This is a genomic window from Aliiglaciecola aliphaticivorans, from assembly GCF_054782055.1.
In genome coordinates this window covers 84,985-103,687 of record NZ_BAAGTF010000001.1, presented here as the reverse complement: position 1 = coordinate 103,687, position 18,703 = coordinate 84,985, and the positions used below count along the sequence as shown (strand labels likewise).

Below are 18,703 nucleotides of genomic sequence, written 5' to 3'. Positions count from 1 at the left end.
CTATCTACTGTTAAACCTAAATACCCACCTTTTTATTTGGTCATTTAATTTTAGGTGTTATTTTTCTAGCAAATTCTACTAGTAATGAATGTAAGACAGTTTGCAGACTTCGTGCCAGAAGTAAAAAAATAAAATTCCTATATAAAACAAACAAATGCGATAACTAGCTTTGTTGAGCTCCACTAAATTTTTTCATATTGAACAATTTAATTTCACTTTGAATTTAAATAATCGGTTCATTTTTCCCATATATACACTAAGTCTATTAACTGAAAATAAATTTAATCGACCTATTTTAGCTATCACAAGCGAACAGAAAGTGGTGACTATTGCAATCCTCTTATCACCCACTTACAATGATATATTGTTATATTTAAAATACTTAAATGGTAATTATTCGCGCCAAGATATTAAAATTTAACTGTCAACTCACGAAGCGCCAATGGTATTCACGAAAAAACCAGTCCTTTTACGAAAACTTAGTAGACCTGATCTTTTGGTATCCACATATTAGGTGTTCCAACATAACTGCCTAACACAACAATAAGAACATCAAGGGATAAACCATGAATAAAAAACTATTGAGTGTCTTAGTTTTGATGAATATGAGCGGGACAAGCGTATCAGATAATAACTTTTTTTCTGCTGCGTATGCCCAAGACAAAACTGATGCAAACGAAAATGCAGATATAGAACGGATTGACGTTGTATCTTCTCGAAAACGCGATGAGTGGATCCTCGACGTACCATTAGCAGTTCAATCTTTTTCTGCAGAAGATATTGAAAAAGCCGGTATTGGTAACTTAGAAGATTTAACCTTGTTTGCGCCAGGGTTAGATTTCAAAGATCAAGGCGGAAACTTTGCTGGACGATTATTACCGGCAATACGCTTTCGAGGCCTTACCTCAGAAAGTTCGTTACCATCAAACCAAGTTGGTTCATTGTTTGTAGACGGTGTTTATGTACTTGGTGGCGCACAATCCATAGGCTTTGAAGATATTGAGCGAGTGGAAGTTATTCGTGGTCCGCAATCAGCTCACTTTGGCCGCTCAACATTTGGTGGTGCAATAAACTATATTACAAAAGATCCGTCAGGCGAGTTTGGCGGCAAGTTTAATGCTGCCTATAGTCCAAACTTCGGTAGTAGTAATATATCATTTTCAGTACACGGTTCGATAATTGAAGATGTATTGGCCGCAAGCCTAACAGGTTCAGGATTTAAAAACGGTTCTGCTTACACCGCAAATGATGGCGGTACGTTAGGGGAACAAACCACTAACGCCGCGCATTTATCTCTTCTATATACTCCCACCGAAGATTTAAAAGTTAAATTTCGTGCCTCCTATGTTGAAGATGAAGATACCGCCCCCGCCGCGACAGCTATTCAATTTAGTGAATTTAGCAACTGTGAAGCCGGCACGCCTGTAACTGTTCTAAACGGAGACGGTGTTGCCACTGAAACTACTTTAGGTGGAAACTTGTGGTGTGGTGCTTTACCTGAGATTTCTGACGGTGTAGTTGTTTCTCGTAACACCACCTTTCCGATATTCGAAGATGGTGGCGCTTTTTTACCAGAGGTAGACGTTCGAGACTTAATGGTAGGGAATAGTCGTGGTGTACAAGACATCGAAGATGCCCCTTACCTAGACCATTTTGGACTACGTCGCCAAATGACAAGACTTGCGGCAAGCTTCGAATATGTCATTAATGACGAATTTGATCTAGATGGTAATATTTCTTATAACGATCAAGATTTAATGGGTATTCGAGACGGTGACAATTCTGACGGAGAATCAGTGTATGTTGGTACACCATCATTCTTTGAAGACTTTTCAAGTGAAATACGCTTAAGTTACGATGCTGGCGGCAAGATTAGAGCCTTGTTGGGTGTTAATTATTATAAACAAGAAATCCACGCCGCTTTTTCAAATGGTGTAGAAGCAACCAATTCAATTCTGTTCGATACTGCAGCAACGCCATTTGAGGTACGAATAGTTGGTGCACAAAACTCAACTCCTAACGATGATGAAATAAAGACCCTAGGTATTTTTGGTTCGTTGGATTACTACTTTACAGAAAACTTAGGTTTAACCCTTGAAGGACGTTGGCAGAACGATGAAGTCACTCGCTTCGGTGGCACATTTGGCGAACCAATAGCAACCGGAAAACTAGAATCCAAAGAATTCCTGCCTCGCGCAATTTTAAAGTGGAATCCTACGGATACTATGATGACCTATGCAAGTTATTCAAAAGGTACTTTACCGGGTCAATTCAACAGTTCATTTGTAGCCTTAGATCCTGAAGATAAAGCCATAGTGCAAGCTGAAAATCCTGGTTTACAAGACGAGGTACCACCTGAATATCTAGATAGTTACGAAATTGGGGTCAAACAAGCGTTAATGGATGGCAAACTAAGCTATTCAACCGCTCTGTATTCGATGACCTGGGAAAACATGAAATCAAGTATCTCATTTTTGCCTCCTGGCGCTACTGGCTTTCAAAGTGGATTTGTATCTGGCGAATCAAAAATTAAAGGGGTGGAGTTTGAAGGTGGCTATGTAGTCAGCAACAACCTAGATATCTCGCTAACAGCGAACTATACCGATGCTAAGTATGAAGACTATTCACTAACCGGTCTTACACCTTTATTTAATTTAACCACAGCAGATGGATTTAAAGTGGATGGTAATACCCTTCCTCGCTTTCCAAAATGGAGTGGTAGCCTATCTGGTACTTATACCAATACTTTAGAGTTAGCAACAGACTGGGATTGGTATACACGTGTAGATATTTTATATAACGGTAAAACTTATACTGATTCTTATAACCTAACCTGGGTTGACGCATATCAAAAAGTAAACCTAAAAGTTGGTTTCACACGTGATGATCTTTCAATTGAGCTATATGCCGATAATTTACTCGACGAAGATGGTTGGGTAACAGGTGCAGGTTTAGCATTCTTCGGTGAAGTACCGGTTAAAATTTCCACATTAAACACCCTACGAGCTGTACACGTTTCTGCTATGCAGCCTAGAGAACTCGGCGTTAGGTTATCACTAGCGTTTTAAACATTAACTTTGAATGAGGCTAAACAATGTTCAAAAACTCTAAATCAGAGAGTAAAATGAAGTTAAATAGACGTGAGTTTATGGCCGGTGTCGGTATGGCTACCGCCCTACCATTAGTTGGATGTGCTGCTAGCTCTGCTAGCAGCGCGGACAACGCAAAAAGCAGTTCATTTACTGATGACTTTATTGTTGCTCCACCGCTATCAGGCCCTCGCATCAATATGAGCAAAGCCTATGAAGTGATGGATCTGCTTAAGATTGATGCACTTGTACTTGGGCAAGGCGTCAACTTTTATTATTCAACAGGTCATTGGCCAATTACATTAACAATGGGACATGGCCCGAATTCATTTTCGATTATTACTCGCCAACAGAATATCCCAAATGGTTTAGTATTGCCTTCGTTTACATACTACTACCAATTGGCTGATGTCATTGCATCTAATGATTTCGCCACTTATATGTATAGTGGTCACAGAGGACTAAGTGACGAAGCTAATTCTGCTGAGCAAACACCTTCTTTAATGATATTTAACGATATGCATCTGACGAGTTTAGATAAAATTGAAGCTAATAGAGCCGATAGAACTCGACAGACGGCAAATAAATATGGTGCATACGTTGGTGCAAAAGCGGCCATCAGTAAAGCGTTAAGTGACCTTGGATTGAGTAATGCTAGAGTTGCAACCGATAATAGTATGGCCCAGCAGTTGATTAATTCTGCACTACCAAATGTTGATGTTGTAGATGCAGATGATGCGTTACGCCGTATTCGCCCTTATAAATCGGATATTGAAATTGAATTGATGCGTCGCGCAGCCCCCGCTAACGCAGAGGCAGCCATTGCAGCCGTTAAGTCAATTCGCTCTGGCGCGACTTATCGTGATTTAAGACGTATTTATTATGCGGAAGCAGCTAAACGCGGCAACACTGGTGTTTTTATGGTGGTGGATCGAATCAGTGCAGATATGTTTGATGCACCGTTTCGTGATGGACAGTCGTTTTTAATCGATGCAGTGAGTCATGCTGATGGTTACCATGGCGATTATGGCCGCACTGTATTTATTGGCGAACCGGAAAAAGAGCTGGCGAAAATCACTCAAACGATTGGTAAAGTGTGGGATGAAGTCCGTCATGCAATGAAACCTGGGATGAAGTTTTCGGATATCACAAAACTAGGTCAATCAACCCTCAAAAAAATGGGCGGAAATTATGCTGTGTCGTTTTCTCCTCACAGCGTAGGTCTTTATCACACTGATCATGTTGGGAAAAATCCTGATTTTCAACGTGAAGATTTAGTGTTGGAAAAAGGCATGATTTTAAGTGTCGATTGTCCATTACTAGAATCAGGGATTGGCGGATCAGCACATTTAGAAGATCTAACGCTGATTACTGCCGATGGGAGTGAAGCGATCAATGATGTAGGCGATCAAACCATCATTATTTGATCTATTTCACTACTCTAAATCTGCTATTCTAAATGCCTCTTTTGAGGCATTTTTTTTGAGCGTTAACTTGGCTTATTGATTGGCTTTCTTGATAGCTTTGGCTCGAGCGTATTTGTTAAACAATACTCTTTGTTCATCCATACTTTCACCTAATTTCAGTTTCACATGACTACTCGAGTGCTGATGATAGTAAACATACTCCATGACAGCGACTAGCCCTCGATAACTTTCAAATATGAGGGGCATTTTTTCTTTTTCTTCTTCATCGCTTGAATCGTTTTCACTTACGCCAAACCAAAAGCGCTGCACAATATTTAATCCATTATACCAATCCCAAGTGAGCTTTTTTCTTGCTTTGTCTGAAAACGTAAAAAACGTCGCTATATCACCTTCTAAAATCACAGGAATATAAGTGAAATTGGTCAAACCGCTTTGGCTCGAAGAGCAAGACTCGAGTAAATTGACTATATATAAGTTGCTTACGCTTGTATTACTGATTTTAATAAAATAGTTTTCTTCTTTGCCAGAGCTCTGATTACTGTTGTCAGATGGAGAATAGACAATTTGGTAGCAATCAATTTGTTTCGCAATCGTTAACGGCGCATCAAAGATCGTTACTCCATCATTCTTCACAATCTCTATGGCTGTTGCACTATCAATATATCGACTATTATTATCGGAGAATTCACTCAGCGCATTTTTAGCTGAAGCGATTAAATAAGCTTTCTTATAATCCCCAAGCAACATTAACTCGTCACCTTTGTCGACAAGTTGCTCAGTGGTGGTAACGGTGTAAGGTGACGCACAAGCGCCTATTAATAAGCAAGTCAGTACCGCGAATATTTGTGCTGATTTCCACATCTCTTTATCCCTATGACGGATGGTTTATAGTTTTTATTGTACGTTCATTGTCGCTTATCATTAAAGATTGAGTCAAACAGTAACGTAAAAGAAAAAGTTGCACTGCACTGAAATAAACAATCGTTGGGGATAAACTGTAAAAACGATTTAAGGAGAACGGACAATGGCTGATGACGGAAGCGCACAATCACAGATAGTTTGGCCAATTTCCAAGTTTTACTTTCAAGTAAAATGGGGGGCTGAAATCATGTTATTTCAAGAAATATCAGGCCTCGATGGTGAAGCACAGGTAATTGAATTTAGCGCTGGTGACAGTAAAACTTTTTCTACTCAGAAAATGCCAGAGATGCAAAAGTTTGGCAATATCACCTTGAAAAAAGGTGTATTCAAGTCGGATACCAGGTTTGGGGATTGGTTTAGTCAAATTAAAATGGATACGATTAAACGCCTTCCCGTTACCATAAGTTTGTTAGACGAAACAGGCACTCCGACTATGGTTTGGACATTGGCAAATGCATGGCCAAGTAAAATCACTGGCACCGAATTAGAATCGGACAACGATGAAATCGCAATCGAATCAATGGAAATTTCACATCAAGGTTTAACCATTACTAATGGTTAAACCTTGAGTTTTATTTTAACGTTCCCTTCCTTTAACTGGGTGCCAGAATAAGCGACATTTGTTTGCTAAAACTACAGTAAAAGTGTTTAATAATTTTCCTATCTCATACACAGGGACGCTATCAGTGAAAACAATGAATGGAATATTATGGTTGCTACTTTTCAGTATCGGCGGCTCTTCAACCGCTTTCGCTGAACGTGTTTATGAAAAACAAAACCCTCCCCGTGAACTTACAGCCGAACAAGCAACAGTTGCAGCGAGTAATTACCAAAAGTATTGTTCTTTGTGCCATGGCGATGATCGGGAAGGCCATAAAAACGATCATGCGCCTTCTCTGCGCAGTAAGAGTTTATTTGAATCCGGTGTTCCTCACTCAATATTACGCCCTATGTCTTATGGTCGCCATGGCACCGCTATGGGTGGCTATTTAGATGAAGTCGGTGGCCCTATGACCTTGGATGAAACCTGGGATTTAACCTATTGGTTGTTTTGGCAGTCAGGGGCACAACGAGTCAAGTTAAGTGAAGAGCCCGTTTATGGTGATATTGCAAAAGGTGAAGCCTTGTATCAACAAAACTGCACCACTTGTCATGGTGAGAATGGTGAAGGAGTGACTGCGCCTGCGCTTTTTAATCCGTCATTTTTAGCCCATAACAAAGACGAATTTATCCGTTATGCCATTGAAAAAGGTCGTGAGGATACGCCTATGCAAGGGTTTTCTGACAGATTATCAGAAACAGATATTGATAATGTCACGGCGTTTATACGCAGTAAAGCCAGTGAAGCCGAAATTAACAAAGTGCCCCTCAAGGCTATTCCGACACCCGACCAATATGTGATTAACCCAGATGGTGAAGATCCTCGTTTGCAACTAGATCAAGGAAAGTATGTCTCCTCAAAAGACTTACATGCTGCCATGCTGGCGAAAAAACGCATGGTGCTGATTGATACGCGAGTCACATCTGTGTGGCAACGGGCTCATTTAGCCGGCTCAGTGCCCTTTCCATACTATACCGACGTGCAAGAACGGGTTGGTGACATGCCAAAGGATGTATTAATTGTGGGATATTGCTCTTGCCCTCGCGCGGCGGCAGAACACGTTATGGATCAATTTAACCAAGCCGGCTACAACAACACGGCGGTATTGTACGAAGGTATATTTGGTTGGATGAATTTAGGTTATCCGGTAGTACGAGCAGAAGGTTTAGAACAGCCTGAAGAAATATCAGCAAGTCATTAACGTGTTATCAAGAGCTTTGTATTCGAGTGCCTAATTTAATAGCACTACCGCCCTGTTAAGTGATATTAACAGGGCTTGATTAATAATCTTTGTATGACGGAATTTTAAGGGATGCATTGGCCACACTGACTTCCAAGAAAAATGATATCAAACCTCCGGTAATCAGTATCATGCCTAAAATAAACATGGAAATAATGGTGGTATCTAAATTAACCACAGTCAGCCCATTTATCAGCAACAAAATAACATCCATACACACAGTTACCGCTGCGGCTGTTAAAAACGTCACCGCCCAATTAGCAAAACGCATTCTACGACGTAGCGCTTTTAATTCATTTCTAGCTTTGTCAGTTATTTTGGATGGGTCAACATCACCAATTCGTTCAAAATAACGAGCCCGATCAATGATTCTGGCTAAACGGCCCGTCATCACATTCATCATTTGCCCCATACCGACGATTAAGAATACAGGCGCTAACGACAATTGAATAAGCTCAACAGCAGATTCATTTAAATTTAATTCCATTACTTTTTCCACAACTCACTTTCAATGGCTCTTATACCAAAACAATAGTGGAAATGTAAAGAACTCTTGACAATGACCGTTAAAAAAATCACTGAGCTTACACATTTTAAAAATTATTAGTCTTATCGGCTATATTTATGTAACGTCTGTTTATAGCTATCCATTTGCGTATAGTCAGCTAAGGCGGAATTGAACTTTTCAACATCTGCCTCAGGCACGCTGGATTGACTGAACATAACGTAAATGTCTCCCGTGGTCACCGTAAAGCCATGTTCAACAATGTAGTTGTCTAACCCTTTTCTACGCAGCATTGACGCTCCGACGAAGCTATCTTCTATGAACCCATCAATATCCATATCCAGTAATCGAGCAATATTGAGTTCCCCCATAATACCGCTTACAAAGTTCTTTGCTGTCGCTTTACTGTCTTGCAAAATAGTTATCTGGGGGCCGTAATAGTAGTCCCCAACCACGCCAATTTTACTGCCATTGGCGATAAATTCGTCTATATCAGCGTAGGCGGCACGTTTTTTATCATCATTGCGAATATACAAGGAAAACTGTTCGGTTCGATAAGGATCACTAAAAAATGCGAATGCTTCTCTGGCGGGGGTTTTAGACGCACCAATAAGTATATCAACATTCCCCATTCGTAAATCTTCTAAAAGTGATACCCAGGTACCTTGCACATAGGAAACTGAGCATCCCATTTCATTTAATACGCCGGATACAATTTGAATGTCGACGCCACTTACTTCACCATCTACATTAACATATTGGTAAGGTTCCCAGACATCAAAGCCCAAACTATATGAGCAAGTGGGAAGTTCACTTGCGATATCAATTAATTGTTCTGTGTCCTTCAAAGGTTGTTCTTCAGATGTTTGACTTGACAACTTTGCCTGTTGTGGACTGCATGCTATTAAGGCAAAAGACAAACTCATTACTAGTAGCATTTTAAGCGTTTTCATAATGGTGTCCTCCATAAATAAATCACCCTAAGTTTAAGCGAGATTTCCAAATTTGCTATTTTCCAACTCCTTTTCCCAACACTTAATCTAAACTATTGATGTAAGTTTCAGTTATTTAATACAAATTTTCTCTGTAACTCTTTTTGTGGATATTCTACTATTCCAATGTGGCACATCAGTTAGGCAAAATTAATGGATAAACAAGTCAGTTCTAGATCAACTAGTCAAAAAGCACTACGAATTAACCTCGATGAAAAAAAGTACGGGACTATTGTTGAAATAGGCGCAGGGCAAGAGGTTGCCAGACAATTTTTCATTGCGGGCGCTGCAGCCGGCACCATAGCAAAAACGATGTCGGCCTATGACATGGTATTTTCAGATGCGATTTATGGTGTGCAGCAAGATGGGCGATACGTGAGTCAAGCACGTGTTCAAGCGATGATGGAGCAAGAGTTTGACTTAGTAGTAGACCGGGTCGGAAATATTCGTTCTAAAAGCTCTCGTTATTTTGCGTATGCAGCGACAGTGGCCGCTAAAAGCTTTGGCCGCAAAAATGAGTGTCATGCGTGGTTAGGGATCCGTATTCAAATGTACCCTGGCGCTGAACCTTCTGATATTAAAGTGCATGTTCGCATGTTTGATGATAATGCAGAAGCCCAGCAACAAGCCCTTGGTGTAATAGGCGTAAACTTAATATACGCGGCATACTTCTATTTTGAAGATCCTAAGATGATTATCGATTCTCTAACCGATAGCATGAAACCCAACCGTGTTGAAATTGACTTTATTGATTTTAAAGGTCCGTATTTCCTTGATGTCGATAATCGAGCTAAAAATTTACACCTTATCCGCAGTTGGAAAACACGTGCGGTTATGTTCAAACCAGATGGCAGTGTCGCCATCCCTGCTGAGCTCCTATACAAAAAAAATATTCTCACCATTCGTGGCTCATTTAGACCTGTTACTAAATTAAATGTAGATATGATTGAGCAAGGGCAGACCTCATTTTATGAGTTAAAGGGGGTCGACAAATCTAATACAGCGGTGATTGCCGAAATATCATTAAATGATATGAAAGGTAATGACGCACAAATGCCCGAAAAAGATATTGTTGCCCGGGTACAGTTACTTAACTCTTTGGGTTATAACGTGATGGTGTCTGACTATACTCGTTATTTCTCGTTACGTGCTTATTTCCGTCAATATACCAAGATGCAAATTGGTATTGTGGTAGGCATGGTCAACATCAAACAGATTTTTGATGAAGCCAGTTATAAAGGGGTTGAAGGCGGCATAATGGAGGGGTTCGGTAAGCTATTTCCAGACAATACCCGCATGTTCATTTACCCTGAGATAGATGAAAATGGTGAACTCAATGACTTCACTTTGGTAAAAGTACCAGAACACTTACGTTTCTTATATCGACATTTATTGGAAAATGGCTTCCTAGCCGGAATTGAATGCAGTGATAGTGCGTTATTTTCAATTTACTCCCGAGACCTATTAAAGCAACTGCCCTCAGGTCGAGGAGAATGGGAAAACGCGGTCCCCGAAAGTGTCGCCGAAGAAATCATCGAAAATAAATTTTTTGGATATCGTGAGCGTTAATTTACCTGTAAATTCCCCCCTAGAAAGGCAGTTTCATGAGGTTACTTCATCACTGCCTTTTTTTACATCTGTGTTTATCTGATTTGGCCACTATTTTGAAGTTGGCAAAATATTGCGCAAGATCAATAAAGGGGATATGTAAAAAAACTAAACTGCAATGACTAAACGATTATTGCGAAAACACTATGAACTCAAAACGCTTTTTCGACCCTCAATTACTTGAAAAGTATAATACCAATGGGCCGCGCTATACTTCTTATCCAACCGCTTTATCCTTTTGTGACTCTTTTTACAATGATGATTTGATCAAAGCAGTAAAAACCTCGCCCAACACTGATTTGTCTCTTTATATCCACATTCCCTTCTGTCACAGCCTTTGTTATTACTGTGGATGTAACAAAGTGGTTACCCGCCACCCAGAAAAAGCAGATGATTATATGTTCCATCTAATAGGCGAAATAACCCAGCGTAAAGCGCTGTTTAAAAAGCATATTGTTCGACAGATTCACTTAGGAGGAGGTACGCCTAGCTTCTTAAGCAAACAGCAGTTATCAAATTTAATGGCCGTACTAAAAAGCCATTTTAATCTCAGTGAAAACATCGAGATTGGCATAGAGATAGACCCCAGAAACTTAACTTTAGATTACATTGACCACCTTGCCAATATCGGTTTTAACCGACTTAGCATTGGCGTTCAAGATATGGATCCTCAGGTACAAAAAGCCATCAATAGAGTGCAATCTACTGAGTTAATCGAACAACTTGTTGAGCGCGCGAACAAATTTGGCTTCAATTCAGTTAATTTGGATCTTATCTATGGCCTCCCCCATCAAACGCCTGAGCGTTTTGCACGCACAGTAGATAAAGTTATTGAGATGGGTGTGCAACGAATTTCCCTGTTTAGCTATGCTCATTTGCCGCAACGCTTCCCAGCACAACGAAAGCTGCGTGATGAATGGCTGCCTAACGCAAATCAAAAGCTAGCATTGATGAAACTGGCAATTGAACGCTTCCTAGATGCTGGATATATCATGATCGGGATGGATCATTTTGCTAAACCCAATGACGAACTGGCTAAGGCACAAAGACAACACAAGTTACACCGCAACTTTCAGGGGTACACCACCCATGCAGATTGCGACTTACTCGGATTTGGCGTTTCTGCAATCAGCAATATTGGCGATTGTTTCAGCCAAAACTATAAGCAGTTAAACGAATACTACCAAGGGTTAAATGAAACCCATAGTGCGGTCCATAAAGGGGTTAAATTAAACCTTGATGACCAAATTAGAGGCTTTGTCATTAGTCAGTTAATGTGTAATTTCAAACTGGACAAAGCACAAGTAGAGAACCTATATGATATCCAGTTTGACCATTACTTCCGACAAAGTTTGCAAGCTTTGCAGCCGTTCGAGCAAGATAATCTGGTTGAAAATAGCCCTAAGCAAATTATAGTCAAAGACAAAGCTCGTTTACTGATCCGTAATATTTGTATGAGCTTTGATGCCTATATTAAAAATCAACAAATAGGCCGCTATTCAAGGGTGATATAGCATTCGCGTTATTGCCGATGAAGCCTAGAGTAAACCGGCCTTTTTAATACTCAAGTAAGTATTCAATACATTCGGGGTGAGGTGAGAAGCGGGTGCATTGATACAAATTACGCCCTTTTGTTTTAACCTTTGTACATTGCGATCTATGGACTTTTTAATTTTATGGGCTGACGCGTATACAATAGCGTCGTCAAAGGTTTCCACTGGCTGGTCATCAATATTTTTGTAGATAGGCTCTTCGATACTGATCACCGCGACTAAATGTTTGCCTTTGAGTAACTCGATTGCTTTGAGCAAATCATCAAAATCTTCATCACGCAAACAAGTAACTAATAAGATCAACGCTCTTTTGGGCTGTTTAACTAGTAATTCTTGGGCTGCACTCAAATAATCACTGGCGATTTTTTGAGGGTATAGATCATAGAAGTGTTGCATGACTTTACTGACATTTTGTGCGCCACGGACATGGCTTAACCATCGAGATTCACTACCAAAACTTTGCAAACTCAGGTTGTCACCATTTTTCAATGCCGTATAAGACAACATGATCAGAGAATTGAGGGCATGATCAAAATAACTCAGATCGTCGTCCTGCACACGCATACGTCGACCTGAGTCGAGCATTATAATGACGTGCTGATTTTTCTCTTCCTGGTATTCCCGTGAAATCAGTTTGTTAAACCGACTCGTAGCACGCCAGTCAATTTGTTTGATGCTTTCCCCTTCCCGATAATCACGCAGTTGTAGGAAATCCATACCACTTCCACGTTTATTAAACTTTTTTAGCCCTGCTTGGGTAAGGTTCACACTGCCTTGTAAACCCGCCAAATCAGAGATGGCAGTAAAATTCGGAAATACTTTATGTTCGCTAACATGCTCAATCCAATACACACAATCCCAAAACCCAAGCCTCGATTCAACTTTAATCTCAGTGGCGCTAATTTGTGCAGGGCCTCTTCTGCTAGGTGTGATCTGATAAGCAAACTCGGCGATTTGTCCTGGCTCTAAGTGGCAACGGTGAAAATTATTCGAACAATGCCAATGCTCAGGAACAATTTCACTACATTGCAGATTCAAATTTCGATACCCGCGGTTGGCCATCGCAATGCTCACGTTCTGCTGCACGTGCACCGACAAATTGTTAGGGACTTCTCGTTTCACCGCAACCTGGGGAGGATAACGACTGATAATTAAATCGTACCCCGCCAGTGCAATTGTCACGAATGCCAAGGCCATGGGTATACCAGCAAAGAACCCTAAGCCATTAAAATAAATGACAATAGGCAACACTAACCCTATCACGGACAAGGTAGCGACCCATTTGAGTAATCGCTTTGAAGGAGCTAACCGTATTCGTTTCATTGCCTTGGAGAAGCCGCCTGCTGAATAATTTCCGACAGCACTTGTTCCGCTGAAGAGCCCGATATTTCGCGTTCCGCAGAGAGGATGATTCGATGCCGTAAAACCGGTAACAACATGGCTTTAATGTGATCGGGCGTGACAAAACCTTGACCTTCACACAACGCCTTCACCTTAGCAGCCTGCACTAACGCAATGCTCGCGCGAATTCCGGCACCGTGCACTATCCCATCCCACTCGCGAGTGGCGCGCACTAATCCCACCGCATAATCTACGACTTTGTCGTCAATCAAAACTCGACTAACCAATGCTTTTAGGCCTAAGGCATCCTCTTTGCTCAACACGCTTTGAATTGAGGCATTAACCACACCGGTTTGGTTTTCGGTATTGAGTTTGGTTAAGGTAATTTCATCTTGATGTTCAGGATAGCTAACCAGAACTTTCAGCATGAAGCGATCCAGTTCAGCTTCCGGTAACGGATAAGTGCCTTCATTGTCGATGGGGTTTTGAGTCGCCAGCACCATAAAAGGCGTTTCTAAGGGCATGCTCTGACCATCAATGGTTATTTGGTATTCTTGCATCACTTCCAATAAGGCTGCCTGAGTTTTCGCCGGTGCACGGTTAATCTCATCTGCGAGCAGTAAGTGGGTGAATGCGGGTCCTTTACGAAGTGCAAACTTACCTGTGGCCATGTCTAACATTGAATGACCAGTCACATCTGCAGGCATCAAATCAGGGGTAAATTGCACCCGTTTATAATCAAGGTCGATGCTCTTTGCCAACGCTCTTATCAACAAGGTTTTACCTAAACCCGGCACACCTTCAAGTAACACGTGTCCGCCAGCTAAAAATGCAATAATAACTTGTTCTACCACATCATTTTGACCAATCAGAAGCCGCTGTACATTGTTTTTCAACGCATCAATTTGCCCATAGGCTTGATTCAGCGTTTGCTGATCAATGAGCGATTCAGTTTGGCCATCAACAATCGTTTCTTCGGCGGTGATATCTGGTGATGGATTGGATTCTAATTCAGCGTCATTCATAACATTTTCCTGAGAGTCTGTAGACTCGCTATTCTTTGGGTAAATTGCATTTCATTCATTTGCGTTTGGCTAAACATAAGGGCATCGATAATCTCTGTTGACCATCCGCTTAACCCAGACAACTGTTCAAGCAATTGTTGTCTTTCAGCACTTTTGGTTGAAGGCCGTTTTTTATGTAAAGCCACAATAATTGAGTGGCGAATTTCTTCGACTAATAGGTTCTGTCGCTTATGCCGCCAATAAAATTCGCCAGCGGCTTTAATATGCATGGAAAATGGCGTGTTGTTATCTTCATGAGTCCGAAAAATGGGTCCAAATCGCATAGACCAATGCCACATACTCAAGGCAAGTAATACCGCAGAAAACCAAATAAAATAAGGAGCAAAGTCATATAGCAAGCTGAACCAATGGGGTAATTCACGGCTTGAAAATAAGTACACTTTGGATGAATTACCCGCCAATTGAGCTAACAACTCCACATTATCTTCATTGGCAATTTGATAGTTATTCCAAATATACACCTCAGTTAACAGGGTAATAAGGCCATCGCCCATTTCCATCTGCGCAAATGTTGGGCCGTTTAAATCCCCTGCGGTATAAAATATATTGGGATCTTCTGGCAATACCAATCGATAACGACGTTCAAGATTGACCATTAACGGTTGCTCTTGGGGGTTAATTATCTCAGTTGGCATAAACTCATTTTGGCTGTCTTCAGGCAACCAACTTACAGCCAGGTTGAGTCTTTGAATAAGCTCGTTGGCTCGAAACACATCTGCATCCTGACTCGCGTTGAGGGCCATAACTAAATGGCCACCAGCGTTTACCCAGTCAATTAATTGATTGGCGAGATTGTTAGACAAGGCTATTTCACCTTCAGATAACACAATAGTGTCTTCACCGTCGGGGAAAATAGCGGCCTCACTGCTGGCATACAATAACCGATAATCTTCGAGCAATTGCACTTGGGTGCCTTCTTGTTCAAGGAACAATTTAGCCGCTAAAAATGGTTGTTTGCGTGCCTCTTCATTAAAGCCAATATCCGTGACTTTTTGGTAAGATTCGATTCCAGTGTATAAAAACCCTCCGGCAATCAATATGATCAGTACCGATAAAATCCTTACTGTCCAAGTTTGTTTGTTCTGTACTGGCTGCAAATTGACATTGTTCATGGGCTAACCTCAGATTCTGCAAACAAGGTTTTCCACTGGGCACATAACCATTGCATGGTGGGTTTTTCAGGCCACTCATGTGCCCAGGCTAGATGCACCCACGTATCTACAAGTCGCTGCATAAACTCACTACGCTCACCAACAACAGAGGCTTTAATCACCTCAAGACATTCCCGTTCGGTCATCGATTTTGTTAAAGGTAATGCCTGTTTTTTACTGATTTCCAACAAACTGGTGATTAACATCAACGACATCAATTTGCGATAAGCCTGAGCGTCAAACAAGAGATCAATTTCTGATGCTACATCATCGGGTAAGGTATCTCCCTGATAAGCTTGACTAAATAAAGGCATATCTAATTCTTCTACTGCGGGCTGTTTGGAAGCTTGATTGAAAAACCCTTTAATATTGTCTTTGCTCAGGTAAACCAATAATAACAGTGCAATTCCAAATACTAACCACATTAACACTTCAGAAAAGTTCGCAAAGAATAACAATGCAGCAGTCAACCAAGGGGGTAAATTACTGTCGGATTTTTCTTCCTCTTCTTCATCATCATCTGAGCCCCACCCTACCCAACGGTAGGCAGTTTCGGTTTTTTGCCCATTAAAAGGCGGCGCATCAAGTATGGCTCGTATCTTAACTTCACTTTCAAATTCAATATTCTGCTGGTTTGCAGGATCGGTATCGTTGAGCTCTGATGTTTTCTCGTTGTCAAACTGCGGTACTTCGATTTTCTGTGCGTCATCTTCCGCCCAGGTTTCCGACACCGGTGAAACACATAATACTAAGGCAAAGAGACAACTTAAGGTGGCTCCCATTGAAGGTTTAACCACTTTCTTCAGAGCCCGTTTAAAACCAATTTCAATATCCCAACCTTCCAAAATAACTCTGCGATTTAAATAAGCGGCAAAACTACCTGCAATATAAATGGGCCCCATAATCAAATACGCAAAGTAAGTAAATATGTTAAAGGTTAGCTCTACCCCCCAGGCATCACTCGAGATAGCTTGCCAATAGTCAAAATTAACGCCAGCAGGTACAACGTAACTAATCAGCGCCACTAAACCGAAAATAATCACCAACTCCCATCCCATGCAGATCAAAGTCCACCAACCGGTATTATCATCTGTGGTGCGGTGCAATATAGATAAGCGACGGCTTCGCGCCACGCCCTCCAATCCTTCTAGTTGTTGAATGGCTAAATCAAACCCTCGAGTGGGAGACAAACGCCGCCATGTAATACTGGCAAACCATTGGTTTTTCAATAATTTAGGCCAAGCTTTTATGGCATCTTTTGCGGTGACTGTCTCGCCAAATACTTGGCGACTCAATATATGCAGCAAACCTCTTTCGTAGAGCGGCTTTAACCACCAAAAAGCCACTACACCCCAAACAATATCAATGGCGCAAGCCAACACAAAAACAGGTAAGGTAACGACTAGCCAAAAACTGACTAATGATGAATACCAACGTAACGCCATGCGACAGCCTAAATCGAAGGCTCGCCAACTGTTGCGAGGGCGAATTTCTAGGGTCAAGTTATCAATATTCACGGTACTTTCTCGTGCTTACGAGGGGTTCGAGGAAAAACATAGAGTAACACCCATATCCAACAAGCCGCTCCCACCGTGTATTTCACCGCATTGGGCAACAGAGTACTACTTGACCAAAATGCTTCAATAAATGCAGCTACCACCAACATTAGAAAAGCACCAAAAATGATCGGAAAGGTTATTTTCCCCGCGCGTTTAAGCGCCGCGCTGCGTGACAATTGGCCAGGACGAATAATATGCATACCGATTACGCCACCCGCAGCTGCAGACAGCACTATGGCCGTTAATTCAAAGGAACCATGGGTGATCACAAATGAGAAAAAAGTACTTGAGAAACCTACATTCACAATGTGTGCGCTCACGGCACCAAAAAATATTGCGTTGAATAATAAGTAATAAAGGGTTCCAAAACCCAATAAAAAGCCCCCAACAAAACACTGAAACGCGATGGAAATATTATTTTTTATATAAAAGCCGAACATTAAAAAGTCGCTATCAGAGTCCCTTTCGTTTCGATAATTTCCCGTGTTTTCATCAATTCTTGAGGCGGGATCGTACATCTGCTCTAACTGGGTTACCTGAGCATTTGGCATCACATTACGCACAAAATCCGGTTCGATCATAGTGGCGGTAAAGGTAATTAACGCCAAACCGTAGAATAATATATGAGCCCAAATCACATAGGGTCGAATTAGCAATAGTTGGGCGGGAAAATCATACTTTATAAATTGCCAAAAAGGTGCCCAAACTCGGTTGCTGGGTTTATATAAACACTGTTGACCTTGCAGGAGAAGATCATTTAAGCGAGAAATTAAAGCCGGGCTGTAAAGACGACTTTTTGCCACCGCCAAATCATGGGTGAGTTGCCTAAATGCATGGGGCAGATCAATATCGTATTCATGCAGTTTATTAGGATCTTTTACTGCTTCGGCAAATTCCGTCCATTGTTGTTGACGTAATTGTATAAAGTCATGTTGCTTCATGCTTTCCCCACCAAACTAGCAGCGATGGATTTAAGTTGACTGACAGCGTCAGGCCCTTGCAAATTGAGAATAGGAGATAAAATGTTGGCTAGTTCTTGCTGCCGCTGGGCGCTTAAGGTTTTGCTACGTTCGGCAAATGCAATAATGGATTTCTGCATATCAGCATCAAAGGTCAGTTCTATATGTTTTTGTTTTTCGAAACTAAAGTAACTCATTCGCTGAGGGGCTTCTTGATATATCACCATAGTCCCGCCAATATAATCCCCTACCCGTTTATTGCGTTTAGAGAGCAGTAAACATATGCCCCCCAACAAATAAAAAGAGGGCAGAAAATCTGCGGCTCTGAATAGATTTCGCAGCAGTGAGCCAGCAAAATTCACTGGTAAACCATTGTCATATACCACCGTTAATCCAAAAGATTTCTTACCTGGAGTTTGTCCTTTTGTCACCTCAAATATTACGGGGTAAAACCATTCAACTAAGAACATCACGATAAGCATTATTCCCATTCCAAAGTTACCCGCAAACGCTAACGGAATGATGGCTGCAAGAATAATGACAATACGAATAAGCAGATCATAAACAAAGGCTAAAGTGCGCACCCCAAGGCCCGCTGGCGTGAGTTGGATATCAATACCTTCTGGGGTTTCTAAATTAATTTGATTATCTATTTTCAACACTTGAACTCTT

Annotated in this window: 15 protein-coding genes; 6 read left to right on the top strand and 9 right to left on the bottom strand. The window is 41.2% G+C overall.

Features of this window, described 5'->3' with window-relative positions:
• Positions 1–566: 566 nt before the first annotated feature.
• Both ACYVIL_RS00385 and ACYVIL_RS00380 read left to right on the top strand, forming a co-directional pair.
• Entirely contained in the window at positions 567–3,068 is a 2,502-nt protein-coding gene (locus ACYVIL_RS00385; RefSeq protein WP_303470789.1) for a TonB-dependent receptor, read from the top strand.
• A 56-nt stretch (positions 3,069–3,124) separates the two neighbouring features.
• A complete protein-coding gene (locus tag ACYVIL_RS00380) occupies positions 3,125–4,516 on the top strand; it encodes a M24 family metallopeptidase (RefSeq protein ID WP_460311181.1) in 1,392 nt (463 codons plus the stop codon).
• A gap of 72 nt (positions 4,517–4,588) precedes the next feature.
• Here the strand turns inward: ACYVIL_RS00380 and ACYVIL_RS00375 are convergent, their stop codons facing one another.
• Positions 4,589–5,377, bottom strand: coding sequence for a hypothetical protein (locus ACYVIL_RS00375; RefSeq protein ID WP_460311180.1), 789 nt, complete (start codon positions 5,375–5,377; stop codon positions 4,589–4,591).
• A 163-nt stretch (positions 5,378–5,540) separates the two neighbouring features.
• Here ACYVIL_RS00375 and ACYVIL_RS00370 point away from each other — a divergent pair, with 163 nt between their 5' ends.
• A complete protein-coding gene (locus ACYVIL_RS00370; protein ID WP_460311179.1) occupies positions 5,541–5,999 on the top strand; it encodes a phage tail protein in 459 nt (152 codons plus the stop codon).
• A gap of 133 nt (positions 6,000–6,132) precedes the next feature.
• A complete protein-coding gene (locus tag ACYVIL_RS00365) occupies positions 6,133–7,239 on the top strand; it encodes a c-type cytochrome (RefSeq protein WP_460311191.1) in 1,107 nt (368 codons plus the stop codon).
• A gap of 79 nt (positions 7,240–7,318) precedes the next feature.
• Here ACYVIL_RS00365 and ACYVIL_RS00360 read toward each other — a convergent pair whose 3' ends face one another.
• Together ACYVIL_RS00360 and ACYVIL_RS00355 are read right to left on the bottom strand one after the other, a co-directional pair.
• Positions 7,319–7,765 carry a DUF2721 domain-containing protein gene (locus ACYVIL_RS00360; protein ID WP_303470798.1) on the bottom strand — a complete coding sequence of 149 codons (447 nt, stop codon included), beginning with the start codon at positions 7,763–7,765 and terminating at the stop codon, positions 7,319–7,321.
• A 122-nt stretch (positions 7,766–7,887) separates the two neighbouring features.
• Positions 7,888–8,736, bottom strand: a complete 849-nt coding sequence (locus tag ACYVIL_RS00355; protein WP_460311178.1) for a substrate-binding periplasmic protein — start codon at positions 8,734–8,736, stop codon at positions 7,888–7,890.
• 192 nt (positions 8,737–8,928) lie between these two features.
• Between ACYVIL_RS00355 and ACYVIL_RS00350 the strand changes: the two genes are divergently transcribed.
• Together ACYVIL_RS00350 and hemN are read left to right on the top strand one after the other, a co-directional pair.
• Positions 8,929–10,344: a TonB-dependent receptor gene (locus tag ACYVIL_RS00350; RefSeq protein ID WP_303470800.1), complete on the top strand. Its 1,416-nt coding sequence runs from the start codon at positions 8,929–8,931 to the stop codon at positions 10,342–10,344.
• A 185-nt stretch (positions 10,345–10,529) separates the two neighbouring features.
• The gene (gene hemN, locus ACYVIL_RS00345; RefSeq protein ID WP_460311177.1) at positions 10,530–11,897 is read left to right on the top strand and encodes an oxygen-independent coproporphyrinogen III oxidase; all 1,368 of its coding nucleotides are present in this window, start codon (positions 10,530–10,532) and stop codon (positions 11,895–11,897) included.
• A gap of 24 nt (positions 11,898–11,921) precedes the next feature.
• On the opposite strand, the gene ACYVIL_RS00340 is transcribed toward hemN, so the two are convergent.
• Genes ACYVIL_RS00340 through ACYVIL_RS00315 form a run of 6 tightly spaced genes read right to left on the bottom strand, consistent with a single transcriptional unit; the run spans position 11,922 to position 18,693 of the window.
• The gene (locus ACYVIL_RS00340) at positions 11,922–13,259 is read right to left on the bottom strand and encodes a DUF58 domain-containing protein (protein ID WP_303470805.1); all 1,338 of its coding nucleotides are present in this window, start codon (positions 13,257–13,259) and stop codon (positions 11,922–11,924) included.
• Positions 13,256–14,302 carry an AAA family ATPase gene (locus ACYVIL_RS00335; RefSeq protein ID WP_460311176.1) on the bottom strand — a complete coding sequence of 349 codons (1,047 nt, stop codon included), beginning with the start codon at positions 14,300–14,302 and terminating at the stop codon, positions 13,256–13,258. Before ACYVIL_RS00335 ends, ACYVIL_RS00340 begins: the two co-directional genes overlap by 4 nt.
• Positions 14,299–15,474, bottom strand: coding sequence for a DUF4350 domain-containing protein (locus ACYVIL_RS00330; protein WP_303470809.1), 1,176 nt, complete (start codon positions 15,472–15,474; stop codon positions 14,299–14,301). The genes ACYVIL_RS00335 and ACYVIL_RS00330 overlap by 4 nt, the downstream gene beginning before the upstream one ends.
• Positions 15,471–17,030: a hypothetical protein gene (locus ACYVIL_RS00325; RefSeq protein WP_460311175.1), complete on the bottom strand. Its 1,560-nt coding sequence runs from the start codon at positions 17,028–17,030 to the stop codon at positions 15,471–15,473. The genes ACYVIL_RS00330 and ACYVIL_RS00325 overlap by 4 nt, the downstream gene beginning before the upstream one ends.
• Complete coding sequence (locus ACYVIL_RS00320; protein WP_460311174.1) at positions 17,027–18,013, bottom strand: stage II sporulation protein M; 987 nt, start codon at positions 18,011–18,013, stop codon at positions 17,027–17,029. The genes ACYVIL_RS00325 and ACYVIL_RS00320 overlap by 4 nt, the downstream gene beginning before the upstream one ends.
• On the bottom strand, positions 18,010–18,693 hold the full coding sequence (locus ACYVIL_RS00315; RefSeq protein ID WP_303470814.1) for an RDD family protein: 684 nt from the start codon (positions 18,691–18,693) through the stop codon (positions 18,010–18,012). Before ACYVIL_RS00315 ends, ACYVIL_RS00320 begins: the two co-directional genes overlap by 4 nt.
• Between the last annotated feature and the right edge of the window lie 10 nt (positions 18,694–18,703).